Annotated in this window: 14 protein-coding genes; 7 read left to right on the forward strand and 7 right to left on the reverse strand. The window is 34.3% G+C overall.

Annotation, left to right across the window (positions count from 1 at the left end; translation table 11 throughout):
* Window positions 1-161 precede the first annotated feature (161 nt).
* The 3 genes from ACMHJ2_RS12915 (at window position 162) to ACMHJ2_RS12925 (ending at window position 3,255) form a co-directional block, all read left to right on the forward strand.
* Entirely contained in the window at window positions 162-1,367 is a 1,206-nt protein-coding gene (locus ACMHJ2_RS12915; RefSeq protein WP_413513273.1) for an NAD(P)-dependent oxidoreductase, read from the forward strand.
* A gap of 322 nt (window positions 1,368-1,689) precedes the next feature.
* A complete protein-coding gene (locus ACMHJ2_RS12920; protein ID WP_413513274.1) occupies window positions 1,690-2,118 on the forward strand; it encodes an acyl-CoA thioesterase in 429 nt (142 codons plus the stop codon).
* Between the two features lie 240 nt (window positions 2,119-2,358).
* Entirely contained in the window at window positions 2,359-3,255 is an 897-nt protein-coding gene (locus ACMHJ2_RS12925; protein ID WP_413513275.1) for a 3-hydroxyacyl-CoA dehydrogenase, read from the forward strand.
* Between the two features lie 108 nt (window positions 3,256-3,363).
* Here the strand turns inward: ACMHJ2_RS12925 and prmC are convergent, their stop codons facing one another.
* Window positions 3,364-4,200: a peptide chain release factor N(5)-glutamine methyltransferase gene (gene prmC, locus ACMHJ2_RS12930; RefSeq protein WP_413513276.1), complete on the reverse strand. Its 837-nt coding sequence runs from the start codon at window positions 4,198-4,200 to the stop codon at window positions 3,364-3,366.
* Window positions 4,201-4,246: 46 nt separating this feature from the next.
* Here prmC and ribD point away from each other — a divergent pair, with 46 nt between their 5' ends.
* The 4 genes from ribD to ACMHJ2_RS12950 are packed head-to-tail and all read left to right on the forward strand — an operon-like array spanning window position 4,247 to window position 7,163.
* Complete coding sequence (ribD, locus tag ACMHJ2_RS12935; RefSeq protein ID WP_413513277.1) at window positions 4,247-5,317, forward strand: bifunctional diaminohydroxyphosphoribosylaminopyrimidine deaminase/5-amino-6-(5-phosphoribosylamino)uracil reductase RibD; 1,071 nt, start codon at window positions 4,247-4,249, stop codon at window positions 5,315-5,317.
* Window positions 5,317-5,946: an IMPACT family protein gene (locus ACMHJ2_RS12940; protein ID WP_413513278.1), complete on the forward strand. Its 630-nt coding sequence runs from the start codon at window positions 5,317-5,319 to the stop codon at window positions 5,944-5,946. Before ribD ends, ACMHJ2_RS12940 begins: the two co-directional genes overlap by 1 nt.
* 20 nt (window positions 5,947-5,966) lie before the next feature.
* Window positions 5,967-6,527: a methylated-DNA--[protein]-cysteine S-methyltransferase gene (locus ACMHJ2_RS12945; RefSeq protein ID WP_413513339.1), complete on the forward strand. Its 561-nt coding sequence runs from the start codon at window positions 5,967-5,969 to the stop codon at window positions 6,525-6,527.
* Window positions 6,528-6,545: 18 nt separating this feature from the next.
* On the forward strand, window positions 6,546-7,163 hold the full coding sequence (locus ACMHJ2_RS12950) for a Type 1 glutamine amidotransferase-like domain-containing protein (RefSeq protein ID WP_413513279.1): 618 nt from the start codon (window positions 6,546-6,548) through the stop codon (window positions 7,161-7,163).
* A 139-nt stretch (window positions 7,164-7,302) separates the two neighbouring features.
* Here the strand turns inward: ACMHJ2_RS12950 and ACMHJ2_RS12955 are convergent, their stop codons facing one another.
* The 6 genes from ACMHJ2_RS12955 to ACMHJ2_RS12980 all read right to left on the reverse strand — a co-directional run bounded on the left by ACMHJ2_RS12955 (window position 7,303) and on the right by ACMHJ2_RS12980 (window position 13,924).
* Window positions 7,303-8,166 carry an EamA/RhaT family transporter gene (locus tag ACMHJ2_RS12955; RefSeq protein ID WP_413513280.1) on the reverse strand — a complete coding sequence of 288 codons (864 nt, stop codon included), beginning with the start codon at window positions 8,164-8,166 and terminating at the stop codon, window positions 7,303-7,305.
* Between the two features lie 196 nt (window positions 8,167-8,362).
* Window positions 8,363-8,926 (reverse strand): hypothetical protein, encoded by a 564-nt coding sequence (locus tag ACMHJ2_RS12960; RefSeq protein ID WP_413513281.1) that lies wholly within the window; start codon window positions 8,924-8,926, stop codon window positions 8,363-8,365.
* A 142-nt stretch (window positions 8,927-9,068) separates the two neighbouring features.
* Window positions 9,069-10,079 carry a cytochrome-c peroxidase gene (locus ACMHJ2_RS12965; RefSeq protein WP_413513282.1) on the reverse strand — a complete coding sequence of 337 codons (1,011 nt, stop codon included), beginning with the start codon at window positions 10,077-10,079 and terminating at the stop codon, window positions 9,069-9,071.
* Between the two features lie 67 nt (window positions 10,080-10,146).
* Window positions 10,147-11,019 carry an MbnP family protein gene (locus tag ACMHJ2_RS12970; RefSeq protein ID WP_413513283.1) on the reverse strand — a complete coding sequence of 291 codons (873 nt, stop codon included), beginning with the start codon at window positions 11,017-11,019 and terminating at the stop codon, window positions 10,147-10,149.
* 23 nt (window positions 11,020-11,042) lie between these two features.
* Entirely contained in the window at window positions 11,043-13,028 is a 1,986-nt protein-coding gene (locus tag ACMHJ2_RS12975; RefSeq protein ID WP_413513284.1) for a TonB-dependent receptor domain-containing protein, read from the reverse strand.
* 2 nt (window positions 13,029-13,030) lie between these two features.
* Window positions 13,031-13,924 (reverse strand): hypothetical protein, encoded by an 894-nt coding sequence (locus ACMHJ2_RS12980; RefSeq protein WP_413513285.1) that lies wholly within the window; start codon window positions 13,922-13,924, stop codon window positions 13,031-13,033.
* Between the last annotated feature and the right edge of the window lie 294 nt (window positions 13,925-14,218).

Below are 14,218 nucleotides of genomic sequence, written 5' to 3' on the forward strand. Positions count from 1 at the left end.
TAGAATATATTTATTAAGTAGATGCAAAATTACAATTTAAAACTAAACAATACAACTTTTAACCCTTTAAAAGTTCATAATTTTGGAATAACTGAGAAATACAGCTATCTTTGCAAGAACCACCCTTTTAAAAACGAAACAACTAATTTAGATAATATATTATGAAAATTGGCATTATTAAGGAAAGAAAAAGTCCTCCTGATAGACGTGTTGTGTTTACCCCTGAAATTCTAGCACACGCATTACAAACGTATGATACGCTAGAAGCAGTAGTAGAACCCTCGGATATTAGAATCTTTCCTGACCAGGCTTATGCAGATAAAAACATTACACTTAGCGATGATTTAGCAGATTGCGATGTTTTAGTTGGCGTAAAAGAGGTTCCCCTTGAGGCTCTAATACCTAATAAAACTTACTTTTTCTTCTCACATACCATTAAAGAACAAGAGTACAACAGAAGTATTCTGCAAACGTGTTTAGCTAAAAATATCCGCTTAATTGACCACGAAACCCTAGTTGATGAAAACAACAAAAGGCTCATCGGTTTTGGGCGTTATGCAGGTATAGTAGGTGCGTACAACACCTTGCGAGCCTTTGGATTAAAATACGAGCTTTTTACTTTAAAAAAAGCAGAGAAGATGTTGCATACAGAGGATTTAATTGCACAATTAAAAAAGCAATTTTTTCCGCCAATTAAAATTGTAGTAACCGGAAATGGCAAAGTTAGCCATGGGATTATGGAGATTTTGAAAGGGATGAAAGCCAAGAAAGTTTCTATTGACCATTTCTTAACCCAAAATTATGATCTTCCTGTTTATACCCAACTAGAAGTGATGGATTACTACAAACGCAAAGATGCTAAAGAAGCAACAAAAGCAGACTTCTATGCGAATCCAGAACAATACGAAAGTGATTTCGAAAGATTTACAAAAGTTACAGATATCCTAATTACAGGTCATTTCTTTAAACACGGTTCACCCAAAATTCTTACAAGAGAAATGCTTGCTTCTATAGATAATAAAATAAAAGTAATCGGAGATGTATCTTGTGATGTGGACCATGGTCCAATTGACAGTACATTAAGAGCGTCTACCATTGCAGACCCTTTTTATGGCTACCATCCGGGTAAAAATATTGAAGTAGCTTTTGATCACCCAGCAGCGATAACCGTTATGGCAATTGACAACTTGCCATGTGAATTACCCAAAGATGCAAGTGAAGGGTTCGGAGAAGTATTTTTAAATACAGTCTTACCTGCCTTTTTTAATGCTGATAAAGATCAAATACTAGCTCGCGCTACTGTAACTCAAAATGGACAGTTAACCGAGCGTTTTTCCTATCTACAAAACTATGTAGACGGCAAATAAGAAAAACATTTTTTTGGCATACCGCACCTTAAATTGTTAACAGTATGCCAAAATCAAATATTATTTGAAAAATTCCTAATAAAATAGTTTTAGTCCGTATATTTGTTGCGAAATTTACAATCTGCAAAAGAGAAGCAAATTAGGAGTTTCAAGTAGTAGTTCATACACAAAACCACTCTTTTTAAGCCTAATAAACACAGTTGCTCTTTATAAGCTATTACTCTAAAATAACTAAATTAATTCAGCTATTTTTTATGGGTAAGTAGGGGATTGTTTACTACTTCAAACAACAAGCTTATAATTAATTGTACAAAATAGAACTATGGAAGCTGAATTAACAAGCAAGGAGCTGCGTATTCAAAAAAAAATTAAAGATTCTGAAACTCACGTTTTTAGAACTGTATTTCCAGGACAAACCAATCATCATGGTACCATGTTTGGAGGCGCTGTTCTAGCAATTATGGATGAAATTGCATTTATGACTGCTACGCGCTTTTGCCGTAAACCGATTGTTACTGTTTCCAGTGATAAAATCGACTTTAATCAACCGATTCCCGTAGGAACCTTGGTTGAGTTAATCGGAACTGTAGTACGCGTTGGACGTACAAGTTTAGATGTTCGAGTGGATGTATTTGTGGAAAGTATGTATAGAGAGGGTCGTGAAAAAGCAATTTCTGGTAACTTTACCTTAGTAGCTATTAATGAGAGTAAACGCCCTGTACCTGTTTTAGATGAAATTGAAACGTATTAATTCATTTTTATTATAACCTAAAAGCTACTGTTTAATCAACAGTAGCTTTTTTTATGGGCTAAAATCAAACAATTAATCCTCATCCAAAAACATAAAATAACAAACTTTCAGACTCTATTCTTATAAAATAAACTTTTATTATAAATAGTTTATGCAAAAAACTGGTCGATTAAATTATATATTCATATCTTTAAGAAACCACATCTTATCAAAAGTGTACAAACTATTTACTTAATAATTATGAATATAAAAAATGTAACCGTAGCTGGAAGCGGAGTATTAGGCTACCAGATTGCCTTTCAAACTGCTTTCAAAGGTTTTAAAGTAACCGTTTACGATATCAATGATCAAGCCATTGACCAAGCCAAAGCTAAATTTGATTCCTTAAGTCAACGCTATAAAAACGATTTAGCAGCTACATCAGAGCAATTGGCGCAAACTAAACAAAATCTTTACTATTCTAGCGATCTTAAAAAAGCGACGGAACAAGCCGATTTAGTTATTGAAGCTGTTCCTGAGAATCCTAAAATAAAAATTGGGTTTTATAAGGAATTAGCGGAAGTAGCCCCAGCACATACAATATTTGCTACAAATTCTTCAACTTTACTACCAAGTCAATTTAGTGATGTAACAAAAAGACCCAAACAATTTCTTGCCTTGCATTTTGCCAATGAAATTTGGACGCATAACACCGCAGAAATCATGGGGCATCCGCAAACAGATCCTGCTGTTTTCAAAGAAATTGTGGATTTTGCCAAAGCCATTGGCATGATTGCGTTGCCGCTGCACAAGGAACAACCTGGGTATATTTTAAATTCAATTTTAGTGCCTCTTTTAGATGCAGCAACCAATCTCTTAGTCAATGATATTGCCGATGCACATACGATTGATAAAACCTGGATGGCAGCGACAGGAGCGCCTGCTGGGCCATTTGGTATTTTGGATATTGTAGGAATTTCAACTGTTTATAATATTAATAAAATGGCCGCAGATTCGACGCATGATCCTCTAAAAATAAAAACAGTGGACTATCTAAAAAGAGAATTTATAGATAAGAATAAATTAGGCGTTGGAACAGGAGAAGGGTTTTATACCTATCCAAATCCAGCCTATAAAGAAGAAGATTTCTTAAAGTAGAAGCAGTAAAAAAGCGAATAAATTTAAAGCTATTTATTCGCTTTTTTATTTAAATCTTTACTTTAATTAATATTATGTAAAACACCTATTTTTAGTGTTTTATGTTTTTTATTTATTTGATTTCGTCATTCTGTCATTCCCTAAAAAATCGCGACGAAGTTCCGTTTCTAAAAATCCAATTTCATTCAATAACGTTACCATCTCTGAACCTAAATATTGATTAATTTCATAAAAGAGTTGTCCTTGAGGAGCTAAATTAGCAAAAGCTAATTGCGCAATTTTTTTATAAAAAATCAAAGGATTATGATCTTCAACAAACAAAGCCGTGGGCGGTTCAAAATCCAATACATTTTTCTTAATCTCAACTTTCTCCAAATGACGAATATAAGGGGGATTAGACACAATAATATCAAAAGTATCCAAGTGATCTAGCAGTAAGATATCTTGCTCTAATAGTTTTACTTGCACATTCAACTGCATAGCATTTCGCTGAGCGACTTGTAGAGCTTCTGGAGATATATCCATCAAAGTAACCTGACTATGAGGTAATTCCTTCGCTAAAGTAAGCCCTATACAGCCACTTCCTGTACCAATATCTAAAATGCGTAAAGGACCTTCTTTCGGAACTGAAGCGATAATCCATTCTACTAATTCTTCCGTTTCTGGACGGGGAATTAACGTATGTGCATTCACTTCAAATACATACCCATAAAAATAGGCTTTCCCAAAAATATGTTGAATCGGTTGCTGATTTTCTAATTGTTCTAGTGTCGTTGACCAATGCTCTGTTTTTTCTGTTTGTAAGTCGGGATTCATAATCAAATCAATACGCGATTTTCCCTCGAGTTCCTCCAAACAAAAAAGAAACAATTGCTGAGCTTCTAACTCGTCATAAATCGGAGTAAGCTTTAATATAAACTGGTCTTGTAGTAATTTTATACGCATAGTTTAAAAGCTAAAACCTTATTAGTTTAGCTAAAAAGAATTAAATTTGTTCAAAGATACAGTTTTATCAATTTTGGAAAAAGACGAATACTATATTTCTCGATGCATACAACTTGCAAAGCAAGGAACATTTGCTGCTATGCCCAATCCTTCAGTTGGGGCAGTTCTCGTATATAAAGACAAAATAATAGGAGAGGGGTTTACCTCTGCCTATGGGGGAGCTCATGCCGAAGTAAATGCTATAGCTAGTGTAAGAAACCCAGAATTACTAAAAGAAAGCACTCTTTACGTCAGTTTAGAACCTTGTAGCCATTTTGGTAAAACACCACCCTGTTGTGATTTGGTTATTGCTAAACAGATTCCTCGTGTAGTCGTAGGTACGATAGATCCTTTTGCTAAAGTATGTGGCATGGGAATTCAAAAAATGAAAGAAGCCGGTATTGATGTTTTTGTAGGAGTTTTAGAAAAAGCATGCCAACAAAGCAATAGTCGATTTTTCACTTTCCATCAACAGAAACGCCCGTATATTATGCTGAAATGGGCAGAAAGTCAAGATGGATTTATGGCTCCTTTACACAAAGAAGAACAAAAGCCTTTTTGGTTGTCGAATGCCTATGCTAAACAATTGGTACACCAATGGAGAAGTCAAGAAATGGCTTTTTTAGTGGGTACAAAAACGGTTTTAGAAGATAACCCTTCTTTGACAACAAGAAGTTGGTTTGGAAAAAACCCAATTCGCCTTTATTTAGATCGAAATGGCAGCATTCCCACCTCTTTCGCAATTCACAGTCAAGAAGCACAAACTCTCTGTATAACTGCCAATAAAGAAGCTATATCTACAGATAAAGTTACCTATTATTATGCAGATTTTGATCAGGATTTAGTACATCAAATTTGTGCTATTTTATATAACCTACAAATCATGTCTGTAGTTATCGAAGGTGGAACACAGACCATTCAACATTTTATTCAAGCAGGGTTATGGGATGAAGCGCGAATTTTTATTAGTGATTCTATGTTAAAAGAAGGAATTAAAGCGCCAACCCTACACACTTGGAATTCTAAGGAGACGCAGGTCATCTCTACCAATCAATTACATATTTTACATGCCAAATAATGACGGAAGAAAAAGACGCATTTAAAACCATTAGCGAACCTACAGAAGAAGTATTGTATAAAGAAAAAAATAGTAAATTCTTTGGGTATGCTTTTCCAGTAAAAAAAGAAGAAGAAGTTAAAGAAATAATCGATCAATTAAAGAAACAACACTATAGTGCTAGACATTGGTGCTATGCCTTTCAATTGGGTACCGATCCGGTTTATTATCGAGCTAATGACGATGGAGAACCGAGCAATACAGCAGGAGCGCCAATTTATGGTCAAATACAATCCTTTGATGTTACGGATATACTGATTGTCGTTGTTCGTTATTTTGGAGGTGTAAAACTAGGGGTTGGTGGACTTATCACTGCATATCGTGCAGCAGCACAAATGGCCCTAGAGAATGCAGATATTATCGAATGTACTATTGATAAAAAGTTTAAAGTTCGATTCGATTATAAGGATATGAACCATGTAATGCGCGTGATCAAAGAGCGTAATTTAAACCTAGTACAACAAAAAATGGAAATGACCTGTGAAATTGAATTATCAATTAGAAAAAGTGAATATGTACAGGCTTTAGAGGCTTTTGTTCCTTATTATGAGGTAAAAGTAATTGAACCTTCCGCCGATAATTACGAGTAGACCTAGCAAACAATTCAATGATGAAAATTCCCACACAACAAGCACAAATTGATTTACAAACTATTGAAACGCCAATAGGTACACTTGTTGTTTGTGCTACGCTACAGGGAATCTGTTTAGTTGAGTTTGCTGATATTCAAGGTTTGGAAAAAGAATATGCCAAACTGGCTAAAGAAAAACAAGCGGTTATTAAAGAACAAGACAACCCGCATATTACTCAATTTAAGCAAGAACTAGAAGCTTATTTTACTAAAACACGTACCAATTTTACAGTAGCCCTAGATATAGTAGGTACTGTATTTCAGCAACAAGTATGGCAAGGTTTGCTGAGTATTCCCTATGGAGAGACTAAATCGTATAAACAACAGTCTGACTTTTTAAATATACCCAAAAGCATTCGAGCTGTGGCCAATGCCAATGGTCAAAATAGAATTGCAATTGTGATCCCTTGTCATCGTATTATAGGCGCAGACGGCAGTTTAACAGGTTATAAAGGTGGTTTATGGAGAAAACAAAAGTTGCTTGAATTAGAAAATATTGCCTATTCAAAAGAAACTCAATTGAGTCTATTTGTTGATTAAATAATAAAACTAGAAGCTATGATAAAACTATTCTTAGCCTCATCCTTTAGTGAGGTTGCTTGTTTATTTCAAAATTTTGTAAAGGACGAATTACAAAACAAATCAGTTACTTTTATTCCTACTGCCAGTAAGGTAGAGGAATATAAAGGGCATGTAGAAAATGACCAACAGGCCTTTTTGGATTTAGGTATAACGATTGATGTTTTAGAATTGACTACGGCTTCTAGAGAAGAAATAGAAACCAAATTAGCAGTTAATGATTTTATTTTCGTGTCTGGTGGAAATACGTTTTACCTCTTACAAGAGATGCGTCGATCTGGAGCAGATGAATTAATTAAAGCACAGCTACTCCAAGGAAAAATTTATATTGGAACCTCTGCCGGAAGCGTAATCCTATCTCCAAATATTCAGTATCTAGAAGCAATGGATGACAAATCCAAAGCACCTTTATTAAGTAATTACAACGGATTAAAACTAATAGAGGAATATCCACTGGTTCACTACCAGAATTTTCCTTTCACTGAAACCGTTGAACTCATCTATCAAACGTATAAAAATCAAATACCTTTAGTTATTTTAAGTAATAATCAGGTTTTAATTATTGAAAATCAAACAACTAGAGTAATTTCTGTCTAATTTTTAAAGACAAAAAAAGGGTTATTTCTGTTGAAATAACCCTTCAAGTAAATAATACAATAAAAAATAATATTTATCTTTTTATAACTAACGGATAGAAAGATAATTTAGTATCCTTACTCCTAAAAAAAGTTTAAAATTAACGTATTGAAATAACTAATAGAGTAATTGCAACTCCAGCTAACACTAAACCTAGTATATTTTTGCTTGATAATTTTTCCTTAAATAATGTATAACCTAGTAAAGTCCCTAGAAAAATAACACCAAAGTTCATACCTGCAAAAACGATGGTTGGGTTAGAGGAGAAGTGCTGGTGTGCTTTCATATAAAAAAGAATATTGACAAAATTCAATCCGCCAATAAAAACACCCGAGGCCAAATTAAGTCTAGATACTTTTAAAATATTTTTCTTAACTCCCAAAGAATAGGCGAACAAACTCAATAGCAAAGCAGTAATAAATACATAAAACAAACTTTGTGTATAGGGAATTGCGGAATAAAGCGCTAATTTTTTAAAGAAAATATCAATCACTCCAAAACCTAAAAAGATACTCAATAAGTAAAAAGTGCTTTTATTTGAGTTCGTCGTTTTAGTCGTGTTGCCTTTATTTAAAATAAAATAGACTGAAAATAGGCCTAGACCTAAGGCCATATAGCGCAGGGTATTTAATTGTTCTTTAAAAATAAAAATAGCCGCTATAATTGGAATTAATAAAGATAAACGCTGTGCAATATCCGTTTTAATTAACCCCGCATATTTAATAGCATTAAACTGAGCTACAAAAATAGTTGGCAATAAACACCCCAAAATCAAAACCGTACTAAGTGGCATTGAAAATGAAAATTGCCTAAAATCTACGTTAAAAATAAAAAAGGACAACAAAGAAGTTACCACATAATTGATGATGATAATTCCGAAAATATCAATAGGAAACTTCTTTATATATTTAAAGAATACACCAACAGAAACGCTACCGAGTATACTACAAAGTAAATAGATCATTGTATTAAGCTATAGAGCTTACAAAAATAGAAATTATTGGAAGCAATGGCACGGAATAGGTGTTTAAAATTTTCTATTTTACATAATATTAATTATAGTGTATTTTAGGTATTTCAGTACTTTATCTCAATTGACTGCTTTTTATACCTATTCAATTGAAACTTAAAATAAAAAAACCACTGATGTGGTTTTTTTACTATCCTTTAATAAAATCTTTTTTCTTAATCACTTGAAAGTCTTTACTGACAATTATTCGCAAGGTATCAGTTTTCACTTTATTATTTTGTGCTACAATCCTTAATAAGGCACTTACTTTGTAAGCTACAAATTTATGAGAATCTGCTACTTTTTCTTTGGCTATAACTTCCTCCAATTCTTTCATTAATGGAGCTGCTTTTTCTTGTTCCGCGCTATAATCTCTTACTGCCTTATCAATTTCATTTCGCACATCAGCTACGGGATGTATTTTATAAAGCTGCATATATTGATTTACTGCATGGCGTTGCAATTCAATAAAAGGCAAATGACCAATTTGTAATTCTTCCAAAAGATCCTCTCCTTTAATATGTAAACGATCTTTTTCAGTAAGCGTATCTACTTGAATAATAGCTAGTGTATTTTCTTTTTTCTTTAAATCTATACCTAATTCAGACTCAACATAAGGCGTTACTGCAACTAGCATTCTGTCCTTAAAATTCTCTTTGATAGAAAATGCAGATAAAACAATAAAGCCAATTAGAAGAAATATTATTTTTTTCATTCCTTACTTATTTAAGTAGATTAATCAAGGGGTAAGTTAGGCTTATTTCTTGAGTTTTTACATTTAATTTACATTTTTTATATGAATCCTATTTTATATTTTCTTTTGAATAGCCTAATAGTTAAAACGAAGCACAAATCAATTATTTACCTATAAAACTAAAATCACTCAAGGTCTTCATAAAGGAAATTAATGCCTCTTTTTCATCTTCAGTTAAAGGTAATCGGTTCTCGTTTTCTTTAAAAATAGGATCTAAATTTGCACTCGCTAAAACCCCGTGATCCATATAATCCAAGACTTCTTGGAGCGTTTGAAATTGTCCAAAACTGCCATAAGGAGCTGTAAATTCAATATTGCGCAATGAAGGCACTCTAAAGCTCATATAATCCTTTAAATCTCCAGTAACACGAGCTCTTCCAGCTTCATCTCTGTTAGGATTGACAGGAAATCCTATATTTCTAAAACTTTGATCTGTAAACAATTCACCACTGTGACAGTTGATGCAATTAGTTTGAAAGACTTCATATCCAAATTGCTCCTCTTGATTAAATAGGGCTTCTTTTCGCTTGACTTGATCGTATTTACTATTGGCTGAAATTAAACTGTATTCATACTGGGCGATGCTTTTGTAAATACGTTCGTCTGTCATTTGTTCATCGCCAAATACTTTTTTAAATAAAGTGCGGTACGCAGGATCATCCTGGATTTTTCCAATAACTTCAAAAATGGAGGAATGCATTTCTTCAGGCGTAATTAGGGGGACAATAACTTGATTCTCTAACTGAAGTTTACTTCCATCCCAATTGTAATAGCGCATAAAGAGCATATTTTGTATGGGAGGTACATTTCTCAAGCCAACCTTCCCTTCTATTCCAACGGCTTTTAGTTGATGATCGGCAAAAGCAGCGGTTTGGATATGACAAGTTGCACAAGCGATGCTATTATCTCTGCTTAAGCGCGGATCAAAGAACAATTTTTCGCCTAGTTCTATGCCATATTTGGTTGGTTTATTTCTCAAAGCTGCTGGATTTACAGCAGGAAACCCTTCGGGAATAACAAAGGCCAATTCGGGATTGTCTGGTATAGCATCATACACCTCTTCACTACAAGAAACCAGAAATAGTAAAACAACAAACAAACTGATTTTTCTCATCTTAAACTTTTTTAAATAAGCACAGTAAATACCCTGCGTCATGAGTCCTCACAACGCAGGGTAAAAGCTAATTATTTTCTACACGTAGAACAGAAAACATACCACTTAGATCACTTGAACCGTTGCCGCCTAAGTTATCTACAAACTTAACCATCTGAACAGCGGTGTGAACATTCGGTGTTGCATTGTCATCTGATCCAGTACCCGTACTCAATTTAATCGTATTTGACTTTCCACTCAATAAATGAATAAAATCGGCTTTAATTACAATTTTCGGTGTTTTATCTCCAACCCTAGCCAAAATTGGCAAATCAAGAGTTACATCGCGATACGCATCCACTCCTTGTACAGATTTCCCCTCTTCTCCATCTTCAATCGTACTACCTGTATGAATAGATAACTCTTTGTGATCCGCTTCGTAAAAGCCTTCTATTTTGGTGAAGCGATAACCCGTTCCCCATTCCCACATCATTTGCGTATCATTCGCACCAGCAGCTGCATAAAAAAGAGGAAATTTCGTTTGATTTAACGTATTTAAATCATTTCTTACGCCTAATCCAAATTTTATTTTTTTGTATTCTCCTTTGGGAATATCGCGTAAAACATACTGTAAAGTTTCAATTTTCGCTTGATCAATTACTGTAGCTCCCAGATCTAAATTATTGATATTATATGGAATTTCTTTTCCATCGTTTTTCACTAAACGGATATTGCTAATCACATATTTTAATTCAGAAAAATGATGCACTTGCCCTTCTGCGGAAGTATTAACTGTAGCATTAGTCGCATTTTTATCACCTAAAAGGAGGGGTAGATCTCCAAAGGTATTTACAAACGCTAAGGTTACATTATTAGCCGCTGTAGAATTAGTATCGCTTGAACACGACATAATGGTAAAAGCTAGAAGAGATAGAACTAGGTATTTTTTTGCGTTTTTCATTTGTTCTTATTGTATAGTATTAGTTAAAAATTAAGTTTAAGAGAGGTAAAAAAGTTACGTCCCATTCTTGGTATGTTGCCCCAATCGGCATAGGTTGTATAGTATTGATTTAAGAGGTTTTCTGCGCCAAGCTGAAAAACAGCTTTTGTTCCTTTTACATAAAAAGTATATGCAACAGAAGCATCCCATACGGCATAAGCAGGTGTTAAGCTTTCGCCGTATTCAGGACTAAAATCACGCTGTTTGGAATCGCCATGGACCGCAGTTTGAATACCAAAATCTCGGTACGAATAATGCAAAGATGTCTGATAACTAAAAGGTCTGATAAAGGGTAAATTGCCTTTTTCATTATCGCGTCCTCTTGCATAAGTAACACTTCCTTTCCAATGCAAATCATCTGTTAGGTTGTAATACCCCGTTAAAGCGAAATTAAACAACGTTGCATAATCCAATGAAGTATACCCCTTTACACCTACAGATTGATAATTCATAGGACTTCCCAAACTTAGAATTTGTCCAATGACATAATTTTTAATATGGAAGTAATTGACCTTAGCTTGAAGGCCAAATTGATCTCCTTTATAGCCTATACTAGCATTTAATTCATTCGAAATTTCATTTTTTAGATCTGGATTTCCAATATAATCATAACGATCATAGCTATTGTAGATATAATAGCCGTACGCCTCTGAAACCGAAGGAGCTCGATGACCATATCCTGCGCCAATCGAAAAATTAAAGCGATGAATATCCCATTCGTAACTTGCGTGTAAACTAGGTAAAACTCTCGTTTTATCTTGAGCTGCACCTGGATGAAATATCCAATTGAATTCAATGTATTTGGCATAATTATAATTCACTCCAAGTCCCCCACCAACATGCAATCGACTGTGTTCAGACCAATCCAACGTATTATTTAAAGATAGACCTGCAAACGTAGTCGTTACCCAAGGCCAAGTATATGCAAACATGGTGCGTTCTGTTCGATCTTGTGGATACATACGCATTTCTGCAATTGACTCATTTGTATAGGCATTCAACTGCATTTCTGAAGCGTATATTCCCTTTTTGAAGTTAGCTTTGGATAACAAACCATAGGTGGTACTCCAACCGGGCATATCCATATGTACTAAATTATCGGGACGTGTAGTATCATCCATATAATGTTCGATGGCATTAAAATACACTTTGGTATCCCAAACCTTAATGAATTGATCTTCAAACAACTGCTTATATGAAACCGAGGTAATAATTGCGCGTGACAACCACAAATCCATAGGTAAAGCAGGATAGCCTACATCTTTAGCAACATCAAATATGGCCTCTACACGTAAGGAAGATAATTCACTCGTTTTATATGCAATTCCCAACGAAGTATTAAACTTTTTATATTGGGAATGCTTTACCTTATCGTTGTTTCCATCTTTGTAATTCTCTGCGGTACGATAGGCAATACTTGCATCCGTCACCCACTTTTTACTTGCAAAAGAAAGCGTACCCAAATTGTAATATTGCTTATTATTAAATTCAAATCCACTTTGATAGCCTCCTGCCCATTGATTTTCTAAACTAAAAGCCGTGCTTTTTCTTTTTAAATCAATACTCCCTGCTATCGTAGCTCCATGCATCCCTCCTTCTTGTCCAGATTGAATATCAACACTTTCAAGGTTATTGCTTTCAACATAAGAAGTAATTGGATCCATTTTATCTGTACACGCACCAAAAATATGCATCCCATCTATGGTTAAAGTTGATCGTTCAGTACTCATATTATTCAATAGAGGCTCCCAAGCATAAGCCCCGCGTTTAATGAAGCTAATTTGTTCCGATGATGCTAAAAATTCATCTACAGAAACCGCCATTTTTAAATCGGTTTTAATCTTTTCTTTGGTGTATGCGATTAAGGCTATTTCATCAAGTAGCGTAATACTGTCTTGCTCTACAATAGGATTCTGTGCTACAACAGTAACAGAACCTACTAAAAATAAGGTTGTTATATTTCTGATCATAGCTAAAAAAGAATATCTATATGCAATTCACTCTTTACCCCTTCAATACCAGGCGTAAAATCTGTTGGCACCTTTGTGCCCCTTAGTATTCTTCCTTGTTGATTTTGAAGAATAAAATTCAACGTCCAATTTCCTGTCATCGTATAATTAACGACGCCATAATAAAAACCTCCTTCTTTTTGCACCAAATCCTTATTATTAGGCGAAGAGTGATTTCCCATAGAAGGTTCAGGCATTCTTGGATCCAAGAGTAACTTATAATCAGTTACAGTTTGATATCTATCTTTTAAATCAGCCGCCGCATTGTATTTATATAGACCCGCTATAAGTTCATTCTCAGCGACTTTGGGTTTGATAGGTGCCACCAAAGCAAGAATATAAGTTTCTTGATCTTTACCTTCAAATTCCGTAAGATTTAAATTCTTATTCACTTGTTTTTCAACAACAATAGGTTGTTTTACTTCTATAATTTGTTGATTGACTTCAAAATTTATAGTTATTTCCCAAGTCGCTACATTACTTTCAGTGGTAAATACCGAAAAACCCTTGTAGATTTTTTCTTGCGGTTGGTAAACTAAATGATATAAATTAGGACAGGAATCCTTTCCTCCAGTTGGGGTAGTCCGTGTTGGCAGAAAAGAAACAGCTGCATTTTCAACGGCTTGTTTAGTATGGGTATCCACTATCTGCAGATGAACTTCATTATACCCTTGATAAAAATGGCCATTTATAGCCTCTATACGAAGCGTATAGTGCTCTTTTGTAAAAGAAATGACTTCCTTAAAAACTTGGTGGTCTGGTACTACCGTATTTGTTTCAGATTCGTAATCTGTTTTGTCCATAGTACAAGCGGTAACAACAAACAAAGTTGCTACAAAACATATAAATATTTTCATTGTTTTAACGAGTGTCTATATTCAACCCTTGTTTTGTTGCGTCATTTTAAAAAAAACAGGTTGCACAACACAGCTTCGCTTCTTTGCAAACCTTCATAGAAAATTTGCAAAGTAAACGTTTAACTCAGATTGAAAGACTTTAGATGACACCTAATTTTAATAGAGGTCAATAGGTTAAAAGTAAAGTGAAAAATAAGGCAGATTTACACTTCGGCTTCTTATAAATAAATGACTGCAATCGTTGGAATAGAAATTCCAACTGCATGATGTCTTTTACTACTTACACCAAAATCA

This window comes from Myroides odoratus, from assembly GCF_965118575.1.
Classification (GTDB): Bacteria; Bacteroidota; Bacteroidia; order Flavobacteriales; family Flavobacteriaceae; genus Flavobacterium; species Flavobacterium odoratum_B.

Coding starts and splice junctions, on each gene's coding strand:
- ACMHJ2_RS12915 (WP_413513273.1), top strand. CDS start 162: ATGAAAATTGGCATTATTAAGGAAAGAAAAAGTCCTCCTGATAGACGT.
- ACMHJ2_RS12920 (WP_413513274.1), top strand. CDS start 1,690: ATGGAAGCTGAATTAACAAGCAAGGAGCTGCGTATTCAAAAAAAAATT.
- ACMHJ2_RS12925 (WP_413513275.1), top strand. CDS start 2,359: ATGAATATAAAAAATGTAACCGTAGCTGGAAGCGGAGTATTAGGCTAC.
- prmC (WP_413513276.1), bottom strand. CDS start 4,200: ATGCGTATAAAATTACTACAAGACCAGTTTATATTAAAGCTTACTCCG.
- ACMHJ2_RS12940 (WP_413513278.1), top strand. CDS start 5,317: ATGACGGAAGAAAAAGACGCATTTAAAACCATTAGCGAACCTACAGAA.
- ACMHJ2_RS12945 (WP_413513339.1), top strand. CDS start 5,967: ATGAAAATTCCCACACAACAAGCACAAATTGATTTACAAACTATTGAA.
- ACMHJ2_RS12950 (WP_413513279.1), top strand. CDS start 6,546: ATGATAAAACTATTCTTAGCCTCATCCTTTAGTGAGGTTGCTTGTTTA.
- ACMHJ2_RS12955 (WP_413513280.1), bottom strand. CDS start 8,166: ATGATCTATTTACTTTGTAGTATACTCGGTAGCGTTTCTGTTGGTGTA.
- ACMHJ2_RS12960 (WP_413513281.1), bottom strand. CDS start 8,926: ATGAAAAAAATAATATTTCTTCTAATTGGCTTTATTGTTTTATCTGCA.
- ACMHJ2_RS12965 (WP_413513282.1), bottom strand. CDS start 10,079: ATGAGAAAAATCAGTTTGTTTGTTGTTTTACTATTTCTGGTTTCTTGT.
- ACMHJ2_RS12970 (WP_413513283.1), bottom strand. CDS start 11,019: ATGAAAAACGCAAAAAAATACCTAGTTCTATCTCTTCTAGCTTTTACC.
- ACMHJ2_RS12975 (WP_413513284.1), bottom strand. CDS start 13,028: ATGATCAGAAATATAACAACCTTATTTTTAGTAGGTTCTGTTACTGTT.
- ACMHJ2_RS12980 (WP_413513285.1), bottom strand. CDS start 13,924: ATGAAAATATTTATATGTTTTGTAGCAACTTTGTTTGTTGTTACCGCT.